The 16,680-nt window shown below is 46.0% G+C and carries 11 protein-coding genes and 1 tRNA gene; 3 read left to right on the forward strand and 9 right to left on the reverse strand.

Annotated features, from left to right (window positions below):
• Positions 1–177 precede the first annotated feature (177 nt).
• A complete protein-coding gene (recF, locus tag CAL7507_RS09455; RefSeq protein WP_015128238.1) occupies positions 178–1,305 on the reverse strand; it encodes a DNA replication/repair protein RecF in 1,128 nt (375 codons plus the stop codon).
• Between the two features lie 104 nt (positions 1,306–1,409).
• Positions 1,410–4,295 carry a cation-translocating P-type ATPase gene (locus CAL7507_RS09460; RefSeq protein WP_015128239.1) on the reverse strand — a complete coding sequence of 962 codons (2,886 nt, stop codon included), beginning with the start codon at positions 4,293–4,295 and terminating at the stop codon, positions 1,410–1,412.
• A 290-nt stretch (positions 4,296–4,585) separates the two neighbouring features.
• On the opposite strand from CAL7507_RS09460, the gene CAL7507_RS09465 reads away from it, so the two are divergent.
• Together CAL7507_RS09465 and CAL7507_RS09470 are read left to right on the forward strand one after the other, a co-directional pair.
• Positions 4,586–6,256 (forward strand): transglutaminase domain-containing protein, encoded by a 1,671-nt coding sequence (locus CAL7507_RS09465; RefSeq protein WP_042342009.1) that lies wholly within the window; start codon positions 4,586–4,588, stop codon positions 6,254–6,256.
• Positions 6,257–6,644: 388 nt separating this feature from the next.
• Entirely contained in the window at positions 6,645–6,974 is a 330-nt protein-coding gene (locus tag CAL7507_RS09470; RefSeq protein ID WP_201447880.1) for a hypothetical protein, read from the forward strand.
• Between the two features lie 114 nt (positions 6,975–7,088).
• On the opposite strand, the gene CAL7507_RS09475 is transcribed toward CAL7507_RS09470, so the two are convergent.
• Positions 7,089–7,160 (reverse strand) — tRNA-Thr (locus tag CAL7507_RS09475).
• A 33-nt stretch (positions 7,161–7,193) separates the two neighbouring features.
• Here CAL7507_RS09475 and CAL7507_RS09480 point away from each other — a divergent pair.
• Positions 7,194–7,457, forward strand: a complete 264-nt coding sequence (locus CAL7507_RS09480; protein ID WP_015128241.1) for a DUF3493 domain-containing protein — start codon at positions 7,194–7,196, stop codon at positions 7,455–7,457.
• A 533-nt stretch (positions 7,458–7,990) separates the two neighbouring features.
• Here the strand turns inward: CAL7507_RS09480 and CAL7507_RS09485 are convergent.
• The 6 genes from CAL7507_RS09485 to nusA form a co-directional block, all read right to left on the reverse strand.
• A complete protein-coding gene (locus CAL7507_RS09485; protein WP_015128242.1) occupies positions 7,991–9,682 on the reverse strand; it encodes a DUF1565 domain-containing protein in 1,692 nt (563 codons plus the stop codon).
• A 413-nt stretch (positions 9,683–10,095) separates the two neighbouring features.
• On the reverse strand, positions 10,096–10,293 hold the full coding sequence (locus CAL7507_RS09490; RefSeq protein ID WP_015128243.1) for a hypothetical protein: 198 nt from the start codon (positions 10,291–10,293) through the stop codon (positions 10,096–10,098).
• A gap of 66 nt (positions 10,294–10,359) precedes the next feature.
• Positions 10,360–11,013: a low-complexity tail membrane protein gene (locus tag CAL7507_RS09495; RefSeq protein ID WP_015128244.1), complete on the reverse strand. Its 654-nt coding sequence runs from the start codon at positions 11,011–11,013 to the stop codon at positions 10,360–10,362.
• Positions 11,014–11,168: 155 nt separating this feature from the next.
• A complete protein-coding gene (gene infB, locus CAL7507_RS09500) occupies positions 11,169–14,312 on the reverse strand; it encodes a translation initiation factor IF-2 (RefSeq protein WP_015128245.1) in 3,144 nt (1,047 codons plus the stop codon).
• Positions 14,313–14,794: 482 nt separating this feature from the next.
• Positions 14,795–15,064: a YlxR family protein gene (locus CAL7507_RS09505; protein ID WP_015128246.1), complete on the reverse strand. Its 270-nt coding sequence runs from the start codon at positions 15,062–15,064 to the stop codon at positions 14,795–14,797.
• 147 nt (positions 15,065–15,211) lie between these two features.
• The gene (gene nusA, locus CAL7507_RS09510) at positions 15,212–16,525 is read right to left on the reverse strand and encodes a transcription termination factor NusA (RefSeq protein WP_015128247.1); all 1,314 of its coding nucleotides are present in this window, start codon (positions 16,523–16,525) and stop codon (positions 15,212–15,214) included.
• Positions 16,526–16,680 lie beyond the last annotated feature (155 nt).

Below are 16,680 nucleotides of genomic sequence, written 5' to 3' on the forward strand. Positions count from 1 at the left end.
AACAGCCTAGACATTGCCCACCCTACGTGTATTTCAAAAATTAAATACTAGTCTTATATTAGGGTTTTCTATTAATATCTGTAAGGTAAGTGCTGCCTATATGATAAGGTTTTTGGTGGGCATTGCCCACCCTACTTTAAAAATACAAATTCAGGCTTCTGAGTTCCCATCAATTTACTAAAAAGCATCTGCTAATGATATTTCTCCCAGATTAACCGTAAGAATTTGTGAAGACTTCAACCACTGGGAATCGAAAGCACCCAAGTGAGTTGTAGTAATTAAAGTTTGAAAGCGGTCTTGAATAGCATCAAGTAATTGATTTTGCCGGGATGGGTCTAATTCTGCTAAAACATCATCCAGTAGTAGCAGTGGTGGTTCTCCCACTACTTCTTCTATCAGTTGTAATTCTGCTAATTTTAAGGCTAGTACCAGAGTTCTTTGCTGACCTTGGGAACCGTATTGACGAGCGGGTGTCTGGTTAATGAACAACTCTATTTCATCACGATGGGGGCCGACAAGAGTCGTACCTCGGTGGAGTTCAGCAACGGCTCGCTGTTGAATTTTTGTGAAAAAAGCTTGCTGTAATTCTTCTGGATGGTTTTGTTCTAAGGGAACATTTGGTGAGTAATTGACTTGGAGAACCTCTGTACTACCGCTAATGCTAGCGTGCCAAGCTGTAGCAATGGGAGCCAATCGCTGGATGGCGCGATCGCGTCTTCTAATTACCCTTGTCCCAGTGGTGGCTAATTGTGCATCCCACAGAGCCAGTTCTGAGTGCTGAGTGCTGGGTGCTGAGTCTTGGTTTTGTTTCAAAAAAGCATTGCGCTGTCGCAAAACCTGATTATATTGCTGCAAAATATGAGCATAAACAGGTTCAAGTTGGATTAAGAGCGTATCTAGCCAATGACGACGACCTTCCGGGCCACCACGCACCAAATCTAAATCTAAACTAGAAAACTGGACTGCATTGAGAACGCCGAGAAAGTCCATTTGACGGCGCACAGACTCGCCATTAATGGCAACGCTGCGGCGGCCATTGCGACGGATGGTTAAAGTTAGGTCGCTGACACCAGCTTCTCGCTCTAGAGTGGCATTAATTTGAGCGATGTCTTCCCCTTCTTGGACTAAATCGCGATCGCGTGATATGCGGTGCGATCGCAATGTCGCCAACAACTCCACCGCCTCCAACAAATTGGACTTTCCCTGAGCATTATTGCCGACCAAAATCGTTTTGGCAGCAGTAAAATCAACCCTTTGGTCTTTGTAATTGCGAAACTGTCGGAGGTGGATGTTTTGGAGATACATATTTAGGAAGCAGGGGGCAGGGGGCAGGGGGCAGGGAGAAATAAGTGATGATCCTTGACTCTTGACTCTTGACTCTTGACTCCTGACTAATGCCCAATGCCCGATCACACAGTCCTTTTGCCCATAAAGCGGAAGAATAACTTCTCTAATTCCACCCAAACAAACAACAAAGCACTAAAGCCAATACAAACTCCCAATTCTTCTAGACTCAGCCAATGTGTGCCAAAGAATTCGCGCAGGGGTGGTACGTACACTAGCATGAGTTGCAAAATGGTTGTCACCACCACAGCCCCTAAAACAAAAAGATTGGAAAAGGGATTCATCTCGATGGTCAATTGGTTATTAGAGCGAATGGCGATCGCATGACCCATTTGCGCTATACACAGGGTAGTAAATACCATTGTCTTCCACGCATCGCGATCGCCTTGATACCCAGCAGCATGGGTATGGTTGTAAGCCCATGCCATCAAGGCAATTGAGATAATGGCAAAGACAATCCCCAGACGAATCAAATAAGCACCCAACCCCCTAGCGAAAATACTTTCGCGGGGACTGAAGGGGGGACGCTTCATTACATCTGGTTCTGGGGGTTCCACAGCCAATGCTAGGGCGGGTAAACCATCTGTCACCAAGTTCATCCAGAGAATCTGTAAAGGTGTGAGGGGAACGCCTCCCAAGCCAATTAAAGGCGCGGCGGCAATGGTTAGCACTTCGCCAATGTTACTACCCAGGATGTATTTAATAAAGCGGCGGATGTTGGTGTAAACAACTCTACCTTCTTTGGTGGCAGCCACAATCGTCGCGAAGTTGTCATCTAATAGCACCATGTCGCTGGCTTCTTTGCTGACATCAGTGCCTGTGATGCCCATAGCGATGCCAATATCCGCTTGTTTGAGGGCGGGGGCATCGTTGACGCCATCGCCTGTCATAGCGACAAATCTGCCCCGGCGTTGCAGTGCTTGGACAATTCTTAATTTGTGTTCTGGAGAAACCCGTGCATAAACACTTACCAGGTCAACTTGCTCTTCTAGTTCTTGGTCACTCATCCGCTGTAATTCTTGACCTGTCAGCACACGAGCATCTTTTTCGGCAATACCTAAATCAGTAGCGATCGCTCTGGCTGTTAGTTGGTGATCACCTGTGATCATCACGGGGCGAATCCCAGCTTCGCGGCACTCTTGAACTGCTGCCCTCACCTCCGGACGTGGCGCGTCTAACATGCCCACTAATCCCAACCACACCAAGTCATCCTCGGATGTCTCTTCAGACCCTGCTGGGGGGATTTCCGAGAGGGGTTTATAGGCAAATCCTAGCACTCGCAAACCCTTACTGGCCATGATATCGTTTTCTGCCAGAATTTGACTCCGCTGTGCTTCTGTCAGAGGGACTGAGCGATCGCCCAAATGAATCTGAGTGCAACGCGCCAGGGTTAACTCTGGTGAACCTTTGGTAAACATCAAGTAATTTTCAGATTGCAGAAAGCCAGCAATTACTGGATCAACATCTGCTATGGGTGATGTCCCTGATGCGACTGCCTCCACCTGAGCAATCACGCTCATCCGCTTGCGTTCTGAAGAAAAGGGGAACTCAGCGACTCTTGGTAATTTACTGCTCCACTGGTCTTTTTCAATTCCGGCTTTCCCTGCCAAGGTTAACAATGCGCCCTCTGTAGGATCTCCTAGAATCGCCCACTCTCCTTGTTCTTTCTGCAACACTGAATCATTGCAAATAGCACAGGCGACAACCAAAGCGGAGATTTCTGGATACTCATCTACAGCAACTTTTTGCTCATTCGATAGAAAATCCCCTGTAGGATTATAACCTTCGCCGATGACGCGAAACGATTTATTGTTCGTATAAACCGACTGCACCACCATTTTGTTCTGAGTGAGGGTGCCAGTTTTATCTGAGCAGATAGTCGTCACAGAACCCAAAGTTTCTACCGCTGGCAGCTTGCGAATCAAGGCATGTTGGCGTACCATGCGCTGAGTTCCCAGTGCCAGAGTCACGGTGATCACTGCTGGCAAACCTTCTGGGACTACAGCCACCGCCATACTCAAAGAAACTTCCAAGAGTTCTTGGATGTTGCCAAAGCCTCGTGCCTGGATGACACCGCCAACAACAACGATCGCTACTAAAATTAAGGAACCTGTCACCAGAACATTCCCTAGTTGCGTCATTCGCTGCTGTAGAGGTGTCGGTTCACTCTCCACCGACTGCAACATGGCGGCAATTTTGCCTAGTTCTGTTTTCATCCCGGTGTGAGCCACCAGAACTTTAGCTCGTCCTTGGACGACTTCGGTACCTTGAAAAACTAAATTAATGCGATCGCCTAAATCTGTTTCTTCAGGTAAAACTATTGTGGCTTGCTTATTAACTGCTTCCGCTTCACCCGTCAGCGCCGACTCCCGGACTTGCAAATTCGATTGTTCAATCAAGCGCCCATCTGCAGCTATCTGCACCCCAGCTTCCAGCAGCATCACATCCCCTGGGACTAGTTCCTTGGCTGCTACTTCTAACAGTTTGCCGTTGCGGAGTACTCGTACCAAAGGGGAGGCTAATTTTTTCAGCGCTGCGAGGGCTTGTTCGGCGCGGGTTTCTTGGACGTAGCCAAGGATGCCATTGAGGATGACAATGGCCATGATGGCGACTGTGTCTTTGAATGGTACTTCACCAGGCTTTAATGTGCCTCCTTGCCAAGCCAGGAAGTCTAAAAACCCAGAAATTAGGGCGACGCCAATCAGCATCAACAACATAATGTTTTTGAACTGATCTAGTAGAATCTCCCAATTGCTGCGGCCACCATGTTCTTCGAGTTCGTTGAGGCCGTACTTTTGCGATCGCACTTCAACTTCTTGGGATGTTAAGCCACTGTCTGCGTTACTATCAAGCAGGTCTAGCGCTTTATTAACTTCCAAATTATGCCAAACGGCAGCGGCATCTTCTCCTGACGGAGACGCTTTGCGAACAGGCAGAGAATTAGCAGACATCTTGTAGGTTACAGGAAACGGTTACAAACTCTGATCATAATTTAGTGATGGCTGGAAAACCATCAACTAAAGTTACATTAGAGATATTGCCAAACTAAATGATTGTAAGTGTGATTCCTGAAGTTTGCCAATTTTTATCTCTTGTGGTGTTATGTATTATTATTTAGATAATCGTCCCAATCAATACAAATTACTAATAATTCTGAGTATTAGTAGTGGGAAATTTGATCACACAGAAAGTACCACAATTTATTCTAGGCGTGCTAACCGGTTATATGGATATGCTTAATATGAGTTTTGTACTCCCCAGTATGACCGTTAGTCAGATGTTTGGGCAAAGAACAATTCGACCGCTTAGTGCTGCTGCCTTGGGTGGCATTGCTTTCATCAAAGATAGACTCCTGGCGATAGATACTGCTAAAGGGCACTTGTTGGAGATTGATCCCATCTCTGACAACAGCATAATCCTTAATCCCCACCAAGTCAGGGAATTTAGCGAGGCCACAGGTCTAGCCGTGTGGGAAGATACGCTATGGGTAACCCGTGGTAACGGTGTTTATTTGTGCAATCTTGCGTCACTAGGTTTAGAACATTTTGTTACATTGCCCCATCCGGCTGACGGCGTTGCTGTTTGGGAATCAACAGTCTATGTTAGCTGCCAAAAGCTAGGTTATATTCTGGTTTTTGACCGCGATACCCGCAAAGAGATTACCAGATTTTATGCTCCAGGGGTGGGTGTGGAAAATTTGGTAGTCAGTCAAGAAACTCTTTGGGTGTGCGATCGCCTTGAGCAAACAGTCTACTCCATCGACAGAGGCACTGGGGAAATTCAATTCAGTGTGTTGACACCCTTTGAATCACCTACAGGTATAGCCATACACAAAGATGCGGAAACAGGCAAGGAAAGTATTTACATTGCCTACGCTGATGAGGAACCTTATATTCGGGATAATCCGAATGCTGACCCTAATCATGAATTAACCTACCGCGATCGGACTTTTATCCATCCCCTGCATTATCATTTCGAGCCAGATAAACGCTACGCCCTCTCCAATGGCTATCTCATCGAAATGTCCTATGCCGAGGAAATCTCCCCCTTGGAAGAGGTATATATACCAGACGTAGAATGGCGGATTGCTCTACCATCAGACACTGAACGCCAAAAGTTAAAACAGGTTGAACCCATCGGTGTACCGTTTACAGAAGAAGTCATAGATGGGCAAAGAGTGGCAGTATTTAAATTTGATGCCCTCACCCCAGGTGAACGCCATATATTTGGTTGGAAAGCCCTGTTAGAAGTCCGAGGCATCAAATATCGCATCACCCCCAGAGATGTAGAAGATATTCCCGAACTATTACCAGAATTTCAAACTCGCTACCTGGTGGATGATGACGACTTAGCAATGGATTCTGCCATTGTCCGCCGCGCCGCCCGTGACGCTATTGGTTCAGAAACCAACCTCCTGCGGAAAATGTACAGCATCCGCAACTACGTCTACGATGAGTTGTCCTACGGCATTAAACCCTACATTGACACACCCGATATCGTCCTAGAACGGGGTGTTGGTTCCTGTGGCGAGTATGTGGGTGTTTTGCTAGCTTTATGTCGTTTAAATGGCATTCCTTGTCGCACCGTAGGTAGATATAAATGCCCCCAACATGGCGAACAGCATGGTGTCCCCCTGCAACCCGACTTTAATCACGTCTGGCTAGAATTCTATATCCCTGGTTTTGGCTGGTTGCCAATGGAATCAAATCCTGACGACGTAGGCAACAATGGTCCCTATCCCACCCGCTTTTTTATGGGTTTATGCTGGTATCACATCGAAATTGGCAAAGGTGTCACCTTTGAAACTGTCAGCAGTCAAGGTGCAAGGCTCACTAAAGAAGATATTCCCATTGGCGATTTGGCGATTAATCACATTCGCTTTACAATTCTTAAAGAATTACCGCCGTTTTGAATGTATTTGGGTATGGTTCTCATCAACTACCCCGTTGTATAGACGCTATCCATTAGTCACATCTTTCTTAACAAACCTGGAATTCATTAAGTAGAGACTTTGACGGTTATACGGGAGAATTAAGGTTGATAAATAAACATGTGCATATCGATGAAAAGGTGTTTGTACACCCTACAGTCCCACTCATTGCTCTAATCTGCCTGGTGAGCTAATTTCCAGGTGGCGGCGATATCATGCAATCGTCGCAATCCTCTCCAAATAGTCTTAACTCCTGGTTCTCCATCGCTTTTACGGCATAAAAAACCACGATGTGACTAATGGATAGCCCTTGAAAGAGGGGGGTAGGGGGTTAGGTTTTCCAGTCAAACAAGCTGGTGATGAAGAGGACGTGGAACACCAACAACATTTGCAATGGTTGCAGTCAACGGAATATTTAGTTGTGATTAGCGAAGCCCAAAATGAAGTTAAAACTTTTAAAGATTGGGGTTTAGATATAATTCCCCATCGTCAAATTATCAAAAGTCGCAATCTAGAAGAAGAATTTAAGAACGAAAAACACCCTTTCCGCCTTGCTATTGTCTGCGCCATGTGGTTGACAGGCTTTGATGTCCCCAGCCTTGCCACATTATATATAGATAAACCCTTACAAGGACATACTCTCATCAAGCGATCGCTCGTGAAAACCGGGTCTACGAAGGCAAAAATAATGGCTTGTTAATTGATTACAACGGTATTTTAACAAGTCTCCGTGCTGCCCTTGCCAGATACGCTCACACAGAAGTAGGAAGCACAAACGAGAGTATAACACCTTACAACGACAACATCCCCACAAAGCCGATGACGGGATTTGAACCCGTGGCCTGCTGATTACGAATCAGCTGCTCTACCACTGAGCCACATCGGCGTACACAATCTAGAATTATAACATCACTTACTCATGGTACAACCAAATCCCAAAAATCGCCTCAACCCTGAACAATATGCTCGTCTCAAAGCAGAAATTGCTGCTCCCTATCGAGGTATCCGCAAATTTATCTATGTTGCTTGTGGTGCTTCTGGTTTCATCGGTGCATTCATCTTTTTCTTTAAACTACTCGCTGGACGAGATCTTGATAGTACCTTGCCTAACTTAGCACTCCAACTAGGCATCGTGGCTTTGATGGTATTTCTCTGGCGCTGGGAGCAGAGTCGGCAACGATGATTATAGAGGGATCAAAGTAAAAAGGTCTGAAGACATAAATGTAATGATTACTATTTACTACTATTACTTTATAGTTATTGAAGGAAAATCAATATTTTTTAGAAGCTGGAATATCAATGAGAGAAAAAATTAAAAAAACATTAGGAAATTGGAAAATGCCAAAATTTCTGAGAAACTAAAAAATGTTTAAACGGGGTCAGCCAATATAAAGACCCTGACCATAAATAGATAAATTCTAATGGGGATCAACTAAATCATAAAGATCCCGAGTTTAATCAAACTTAGACTATTAACAGCGCCAAGTTAACAAATTGTTAGCATTGGCGCTTTTGATTTTCCAACTAATGGTCTGTTTCATTAATTTTGATGAATTCGTAGTAAGCACTTTAGTGCTTAAAATCTCGGACTAAAGTCCTGACTACGAAATTATTTCACCCCTGAGAACTAATGAAACAGACGAATAGACCCCCACAGGCTGTTTACCGACAAAGAAGGAATGGAAATATATCTTCCCCAGTCCCCAGTCTCTATTTTTAAGGAACTGTTACTAAATAGGATGAAGTAATTGCCGGGGCGCGTCCAGCATTCACTAGTGCTTGGTAAACAAAAGCCGCAACTTCTGCCCTAGTGGCTTCACGATTAGGACTAAGCTGCTTGACTGTAGGATAGTTAATTACTAGTTGGCGCGCCGTTGCAGCAGCAACTGGGCCAACAGCATAATTAGGAATTTGGGCAGCATCGCTGTAGAAAGTCAACACATTCTGATTATTTGCAGTTAACCCCAAACCATTAGCTAAGGAAACTAACGCCTGCACTCTAGGAATTTGCTGCTGTGGTTTGAAATTACCATCTGGATAGCCAGTGACAAATTGACTCTGGTAAGCAGATTTAATGGCAGCGTAAGCCCAAAAATTGCTTTGAACATCTTTAAAATCGATAGCTGTGCGTTTGGCTGCTGGTTTTAAAGCTTTGGTGACAATGGTGGCGAATTGAGCGCGTGTTACAGGCTCATTAGGTTTAAAGCTGCCATCAGGGAACCCTGCAATAATATTTTGGGAGGCTAAAGCTTCGATGTAACCTTTTGCCCAGTAGCCTGCAGGAACATCTTTAAAGGCAACAGCACCACCAGAGGGTTGATCTACAGTTGCGGCGACAAAGTCTACTTGACCCAAAATCTTTTTCTGATCGATATCGTTGCCAACAGCAGCAATCCGGCTAGTTTTGGTAGAGTTGTTGACATCATAACGGGTGTTATTGCGTATGAGATTGCCACCAGGACTTGCATTAGTACCTAAATCAGGAGTAGCACTAACAGTCGCGACAACACCATCCCGCTTGTTGTTTTGAATGACATTCTTACGGAGTACTGGCTTGGCTGTCTCGGAGATGAAAAGACCATCTTGGTTTTGGACAATTTGGTTTTCTATGATTAGGGGTGTGGAAGCACCACCGATCGCTAGTCCAAAACCGGTATCCTGAAATAAGTTATTCCGGATTTCTCCCTGGGCTGATTTAGCGATGGAAATCCCATTGCCTTTGTTTTGCACAAAGATGTTACTTTCAACTTTGGGATTCCCTGTACCAGTGACAAAAACGCCTTCTCGGACGCTATTAGTAAAAGTATTGTTTCTAATCAGGGGATTAGACGATTCCACCCATACACCAGTACCCCGTTGATTTGGGTTGGTGACAGTAAGACCGGCGATCGCTGTCCCATTTTCCGCCAAAATTGTAATATCCTGTCTGGCAAAGGTCTTACTAGTGTAGTAACCTCCACCTGTAATCAAGATCCCTTGGCCTTTGCTGGATTCATCACCCTGCAGCGTCACTCCTGGTTTCAGCAAAAGTGGGAAGGTTTCACCACTTTCTTTGTTATAGCTACCAGGAGCTAATTGAATAAATGTACCAGATTGGGCTTTACTGAGGGCGAAAGTAATTGTTTTGTAAGGCGCAGCCGCTGAGGCACCAGCGCCAGTGTCTGCACCAGTTGCGGGATTAACGTAAATCACTGCTGCAGTTACAGGAACTTGCGCTGTGAGAGTTGGAGCGATACTGTCTTGGTGGGTGGCACCAGCATTTACTGCACCAGGTAATAAAATTGACCCACTAGAAGCAACCAACAAAGCCATGATTCCCACTGGCAAGGGTGAAGTAGATTTGAGGTGACTGCCAGAAAGAAAGCGAAGATGTTTCGCCACAGAAACGTGAAAACCCCGATATTTCATTTTTTATGTCTGTGAAATGCTGAATGACGGTACTTGAAACAAGATTGAAGCTAGCAACTGTCTAGCTGTCAAACTTATGCAAAACTATACCGGATCATCAGCACCCAATCAGCTAAATTCTTAAATAAAAAAGACCAAAAAGCCGCGTTGATTTTACTAATTGTTACACTTTCTCAACTGTCATGTTTATTTTGGCGAGGGTTTGAGTCTTCATTTTGCAGAATTCAGGAGATAGGAGTCAGAATGCAGGAGATAGGAGTCAGAATTCAGGAACTTGAAATCTCCCAGTCTCCTGGCTCCCACGAACCCTAAATACTTTAAAACTCTCCCAGTGCCCTAATAAAAAGGAGAGCGTCGGAAGAGTGTTTGTAGTCAATTTTGTAATTTGTAAGCCTATCAGATTTACTTGGTTTTTAGTAAGCTAAAGTTTCTAAGGTTTCCCGCAGATACCGCTGTACCTGCTGTTCTAAGCGCAGTCCATGTAATTGAGTATCATGTTCTAGTTGCCAGCGTTGGAAACCAGAACTAGCAGCGATCGCGTATTTGAGACTACTCCAGATTTCGCTGTCGTGGGCAAATGGGCGATCGCTAGACGCTTGAATTTGAGCCATAGTTCTTCATTCCTCAGTTTAAAAAGCAAAAGTTATAGACGTTCCTATTTTGAGCAAATAATTTACTTAATGCTGCTCAGGATCTGACTTTAAGGGTTCCTGGGAATCTTTGTTCATCCCTAACAGGGACTGAACTAACTGGGGCACAATTTGATTCACCCGCACCCCTAAAATTGTGAAATCTTGCTTAATCTTTTCTAAAGGTAATGGTTCTATGGCTGCAAATTCTGTGTCATTAGTCACTAAAACTCTAACGATGCTCACGGGAATTTGCAAAAATAGATTGCTGGCGAGAAAGGCTAGAGAAGCCAACAGCAATCCCGCACTACGCCATTGGGGTAAGAACCTGGCAACATTTGACACCAGTGGCGCAACTTGGTAAATCTGCCATAGCACCCCCACTAATAGTATTGCTGTCGCAAGGGCCAACACGCGATTTAAATTTGTATTAATTAAACAAAGAATTTTTCGTTGCTGCTCAGTCAGATTTTCTGGTTTGAGCGCTACGCCCAAAATAGCAAATATATAAAATGGGCGGCGAAATTGCATCCACAGTAGCGGGATCACGCCGATAGCAGCCACTAAAAATAGTTCCATCCACACTGGTAAGAGCGGCTCACCAATGGAGAGGAACAATAAGCACAGGAGCAATGAAATCGGCAACGTCGCCAATCCAGCGACGTGTATCCACAAAATAGGTTCAGAGCGAAATGAGGACATAGGGCAAGAAGAGGGGGGATCAAGACGAGGAGGGAGATGGGAAGAGGGGGAGAGGAGGGATGAGAAAATATTTCAAGTTTGCTGACTCAAAATTTAAATTCTCTCCCACTTCCTTCACTTCTCCACTCCTCTAATTCTCCACGCTTCCTGGCTCATCATTTCGTGAGTGTAAGCGTCCGGCGCTTGGTTACCATTTGATAGGATTCGATGATGTCACCTTCAATCCAGTCATTGAATTTATCAACGCCGATACCGCATTCATAACCAGCGTTGACTTCGCGTGCATCCTCTTTCATCCGTTTGAGGGAATCAAGCACGCCTTCGTAGATCACCTTACCGGCACGACGCACCCGCAGTTTGCAGTTGCGAACCAGTTTGCCAGATTGTACGTAACAACCAGCAACCGCACCACGACCGACGGGGAAGACTGCACGGACTTCGGTTTGACCGAGGGGTTCTTCCACCAACTCTGGTTCCAGTAGACCTTCCAAGGCTCCTTGGATGTCTTCTAGGAGTTTGTAGATGATGTTGTATTCCCGGACATCTACGCCTGATTCGTCTGCGGCTTGTCTGGCGCCACTAGCGAAGGTGGTGTTGAAGCCGATGATGACGGCACCACTGGCTGCGGCTAGGTCGATATCTGTCTCGGTGATTTCACCAGCAGTAGCCAACAGCATCCGAATTTGGACTTCGTTTTGAGGGATTTGTCTGAGAGATCCCACAATGGCTTCCACCGAACCTTGTACGTCTCCTTTGAGGATCAAGTTGAGTTCTTTCAACTCGCCTTCTTGAGCTTGAGCAGAGAGGGTTGTGAGGGTGACACGACCTTGGAGGAGGCGGGATAGACGTTGTCTGTCGGCGCGATCGCTCGCCAATGCTCTGGCTTCTTTTTCGTTGGTGAAGACTTCAAAGTCATCACCTGCGGCGGGGACATCACTTAATCCCAGCACCTCAACAGCAAAGGAAGGAGAAGCAATATCTACTCTTTTGCCTCTGTCATCGACCATAGCTCGGACTTTACCAAATGCCGAACCTGCGACTAACATATCGCCCACATGCAGGGTACCATTTTGAATCAGCAGGGTAGCAACTGCTCCCTTGGCCTTATCTAAATGTGCCTCAATGACAGTTCCTTTGGCAGAACGATCTGGGTTGGCGGATAATTCTCCAACTTCTGCTACCAGTAGAATCATTTCTAGGAGCGTATCCAGGTTTTCGCCTTTGATCGCACTCACTGGCACCATAATTGTTTCACCACCCCAGTCTTCTGCGGTCAGTCCATAGTTGGTGAGTTCTTGTTTCACCCGTTCTGGTTGTGCCCCTTCTTTGTCAATTTTGTTGATGGCTACAACAATTGGCACTTCCGCAGCTTGAGCATGGCTAATTGCTTCAATGGTTTGAGGACGAACACCGTCATCAGCCGCCACCACTAAAACCGCTATGTCTGTCACCCTTGCTCCCCGTGCCCGCATAGCGGTGAAGGCTTCGTGACCAGGGGTATCCAGGAAGACTATTTGGTGTGGCTTACCTTCGTGTTCTATATCCACATGGTATGCACCGATGTGTTGGGTAATACCACCAGCTTCTCCCGCTGCCACTTTCGTTTTGCGGATTGAGTCGAGTAGGGTGGTTTTACCGTGGTCTACGTGACCCATAATGGTCACTACTGGGGGACGGCGATGGAGGTTTTCCATATCTGCCACATCCAGCATTTCTGTGACTTTGCGGGCTTCTGCTTCCGGTTCAGCAGTTTCTACTTCTATTTCTAGTTCTTTTCCTACCAGGGTAATAGTGGGGATATCGAGGTTTTGGGTGATACTCACCGCCATGCCTTTCATGAACAGGATTTTCACAATCTCTGTATCAGCGACGGCCAAAACATCGGCTAGTTCTTGGACTGTCAGCGGCCCGGTGACGACCACTTTCTCTGGACGATCGCGCTTGGTTTCCGCTTCTTGACGACGGTTGTGGTCGCGATCGCGGCTGGAGGATTTTCTACTGCCTCTGGCTGTTGGGGCTGCCACAGCCAATGCTGGTTGCTGTGGAGGTCTGGTGGACTTAGGCTTAGGAGGACGGGCAATAGAGAGGCTGACTTGGACGGTTGCTGGGGCATCTAGACCATCTTCATCCAGTAAGTCGTCTTCTTCAAAGTCATCATCCAGGATCGGTTTAACCCGCTTACCTTTGACGATCCCCTTACCAGCCTTTTCTTTGATTTCGTCAATAATTTCTTCTTCCTGCCACTTTTTCCCACCTTTGGCTAGACGAGGTGGCGTGGGGCGTTTCAAATCAATGATGTCGCCTGGTATTGCATCCTCAACTCCCGCAGATTTCCCCGGTGCGCCTTGCATTGGTCTGGGTGGAGTAGCGATCGGCATAGCGGCTACAGCTTCACCCGGACGCACTGGTCTGGGTCTTTGTGGGTCACCAAATGATGGTCCTGGTGCAGATGGACGACTTCCCCTCTGCTCCGGTTTCATGGGTGACGGAGTGGGACGTGCCTGTCTTTGTGGTGTCGGTACAGCCTGTAAACCTGGGTCTGTTGGTAGTTTAGCCACCTTTGGCTTGACTTGATCGCGTTCTTCTTCCGCGCGCCGTGGACGTTCGCGTTTGAGAATCGGTTTATCTGTCTGAGCCTGGAGATCTAAAACCTCCGATTCTTCAGCCGCAGGCCTCGCTGGTGGGGCCACTAGTTGAGGTTTTTGGGGCTTTTCCGGTTTTGGTCTAGATGGAACTGTTCTTTCCGGTTTGTCCGCAGCTACTGTTTCTGCTGCTTCGGTATGAGGATGAGGCGTTGGCTCTGCATCTGTGACAGCTGGTTGCTGTGATGTCTCAGATAGATTCCGGGGTACAGGTCGAGTTGGTGCCGTCGGCTGCATGGGTGAGACAGGAGTAGCAAAGGGTCGTGGAGGTGCTGCAGAATTAACTTCAGACGAAGCAGCTTGAGTATTGATAGCAACTGACGCCTCTGGGGCGTTGGAGGTAGGATTTCTCAATATTTTGGGTTTACGAATTTCCAAAATTTGTTGTTTGTGAGGTGGTGGAGCAGGTCGGTTTCGAGAGCCAGTTTGCGGTGAATTTGGTTTATGACTGGACGGACTGTTTTCTCTTTTTGGCGTCCCATTTGTGGCTGCGAGTTTTTCCGCAGCTGCACGAATTTGTTCAGCCTCAGAGTCTGAAATCGTACTGCTATGACTTTTGACCGCAATTTCGAGCTGGTCGCATATTGCTAATAGCTCTTTGTTATCCAAATTCAATTCCTTTGATAATTCATAGATTCTAACTTTGCCGTTGTTCATCCACTCTTCCCCTTTAATTTACAGTTTTAGCGGATGGTTGCCTGGTTTGTGACATCTCCATCCTTTGATTACTGTTTTTTGGTTGCCGTTCAGTTTTTGCCGGTGCCTCCAATCAGGAAAGAGAGATGTTTCGGGTTATTGCTGGCATTCCCATCTGAAATAATGGTGGACAGATATCCAAAAAAGTTTTTTCAAGCAAAAATCTTTTTGAATACCCTGGATGCCAAACTGCGCCTGAGCGCTACCAGGTTGCCATTCTGTTGTTTTTTGTTTTGCTGATTCTGAGTCTTCCACAACACAATCGAGTAAAACTTGTTAGGAGTATTGCTTCGCCTCTCTTTATTACAAGAGAGTCGTTTGTCAATTACACCCATTTACTATTTTGCCACTAACCCCAGTAATCAGGAGCGGTGTGTTGAGGGCACGACTAGTTCGGCTTTTAGCACAATTCCTCTCTTGATTACCACCACAAATCTTTCAAACTAAATTTGATTTGGGGGATTGCTTTGGGCTAGACGCTGCCACAATGTCTGATACAGTGCTTCTGGCACTGCTGCATGTAGCGATCGCCCTAGTCGATTTTTTTTCTGAGCCGCTTGGAGGCAGCTCGTCTGTGGACAAATATAGGCAGAACGCCCCATGCCCTGATCCAATTGTACCTTTCCAGACGGAAAGACGCGGACAATCCGCCAAAACTCTTCTTTAAGTCCTACTCGACGGCAACTAATACAACGCCGATAATTCGGTTTCATCGGTGTTTTGCTACCTCAAGTCAGCATTCTGGCTATCAACATGAGTTGCAGTTAGTCTATATTTACTTATACCAAATTTCTGACAAAAGGTAATCATTAATACGAACACTTTAGTAAATACTACGACAACTCTACCAAGCTAATCAATTACTCTTCCTCACTAGTGTCAAAACTAGTGTCAAAACTAGTTTCATAAGACTCATCTTCTGAGTCCAATTCTCCCTGATTGTCGTCCTCTAACTCTGACTCATCAAAATCATCTTCCAATTCTTCTTGCTCTAGTTGATATTTGGCACGTGAGGCTGCAAACTTGGCATCTTCCCCTGCATAGTCATACTTGGCTTTGTCTTTGATGTCAATTTTCCAACCTGTTAAACGAGCTGCCAAACGGACATTCTGTCCTTCTTTGCCAATAGCTAAACTCAGTTGGTCTTCCGCTACTAGTACATGTGTTTGCCGTGTTTCGGGGTCCATGAGCCGCACTTCATCTACCCTTGCTGGACTCAAAGCATTAGCAATGTAAGTTGCTGGGTCGGGAGACCAACGAATCACATCGATTTTTTCACCGCGTAATTCGTTCACTACTACTTGAATCCGCGATCCCCGTGCGCCAATACAAGCGCCAACTGGGTCTACATCACGATCCAGGGTGTCAACAGCAATTTTAGTGCGGGGGCCTACATAACGAGAGGGGGGATTGGCTTCTCGTGCTACGGCGACAATCCGGACGACTTCATCTTCTATTTCTGGTACTTCGTTGGCAAATAAATAAACTACCAAACCCGCATCGGCACGAGACACTAGCAACTGTGGTCCTCGTTGCTGCCCTTGGGAAACCTTTTTGAGATATACCTTAAATGTGGCATTAGCTCGATAATTATCGTTGGGTAACTGTTCCCTTTTTGGTAATTCGGCTTCTACCTCTGGTTGACTAAAACCACTGCTGACTGCCAAAATCACTGATTGTCTCTCAAATCGCAGCACTCTTGCTTGTAATACAGTGCTTTCTAAGTCTTGGAACTCTTCTTGCACCATCTGGCGTTGCTGATCCCGCAGTTTTTGCGCCAGGACTTGCTTGGTTTGCATCGCCGCCATCCGCCCAAATTCTCCTTGGTCTGGGGTGACATCTAGCACTACTGAGTCGCCTAACTGGGCTTCGGGAGCTACTTGCTGCACTTCATCTAGGGAAATTTGATGGTCGGAGTTACTCACCTCTTCAACGATGCTTTTGGTGGAAAGAACACGGAATCCTTCACCGTCAATATCAAGTTCTACTTCAAAATTATCAAAGTATTCTTCATCGAACTGCTTACGTTCCAAGTTCTGGGCGCGACGATAACGCTCGTAACCTTTGAGCAATGCTTCTCTAATAGCTGATTGCACTGCTAAACGAGGTAAATTCCGCTCACGACTGATACTTTCAATTAATTCTTTTAATCCAGGTAAACTTACCATTGACATAAGCATTCTCCTTTAAAAATTGGGGACTGGGGACTGAGGATAAGGGGCAATGGGGATTGGGGACTGGGGAATAAAAACTACAGATTTAAGTTAGGGATTAGAGAATAGCTTTCAACTAAATCCCTAATCCCTAATCTCTAACCTCTAATCCCTAA

It is taken from the genome of Calothrix sp. PCC 7507 (genome assembly GCF_000316575.1).
In the GTDB taxonomy this organism is placed as follows: Bacteria; Cyanobacteriota; Cyanobacteriia; order Cyanobacteriales; family Nostocaceae; genus Fortiea.

What these genes read in the sequence shown, in the direction of transcription:
- recF (WP_015128238.1), bottom strand. Translation starts at nt 1,305, where the DNA reads ATGTATCTCCAAAACATCCACCTCCGACAGTTTCGCAATTACAAAGAC.
- CAL7507_RS09460 (WP_015128239.1), bottom strand. Translation starts at nt 4,295, where the DNA reads ATGTCTGCTAATTCTCTGCCTGTTCGCAAAGCGTCTCCGTCAGGAGAA.
- CAL7507_RS09465 (WP_042342009.1), top strand. Translation starts at nt 4,586, where the DNA reads ATGAGTTTTGTACTCCCCAGTATGACCGTTAGTCAGATGTTTGGGCAA.
- CAL7507_RS09480 (WP_015128241.1), top strand. Translation starts at nt 7,194, where the DNA reads ATGGTACAACCAAATCCCAAAAATCGCCTCAACCCTGAACAATATGCT.
- CAL7507_RS09485 (WP_015128242.1), bottom strand. Translation starts at nt 9,682, where the DNA reads ATGAAATATCGGGGTTTTCACGTTTCTGTGGCGAAACATCTTCGCTTT.
- CAL7507_RS09490 (WP_015128243.1), bottom strand. Translation starts at nt 10,293, where the DNA reads ATGGCTCAAATTCAAGCGTCTAGCGATCGCCCATTTGCCCACGACAGC.
- CAL7507_RS09495 (WP_015128244.1), bottom strand. Translation starts at nt 11,013, where the DNA reads ATGTCCTCATTTCGCTCTGAACCTATTTTGTGGATACACGTCGCTGGA.
- infB (WP_015128245.1), bottom strand. Translation starts at nt 14,312, where the DNA reads ATGAACAACGGCAAAGTTAGAATCTATGAATTATCAAAGGAATTGAAT.
- CAL7507_RS09505 (WP_015128246.1), bottom strand. Translation starts at nt 15,064, where the DNA reads ATGAAACCGAATTATCGGCGTTGTATTAGTTGCCGTCGAGTAGGACTT.
- nusA (WP_015128247.1), bottom strand. Translation starts at nt 16,525, where the DNA reads ATGTCAATGGTAAGTTTACCTGGATTAAAAGAATTAATTGAAAGTATC.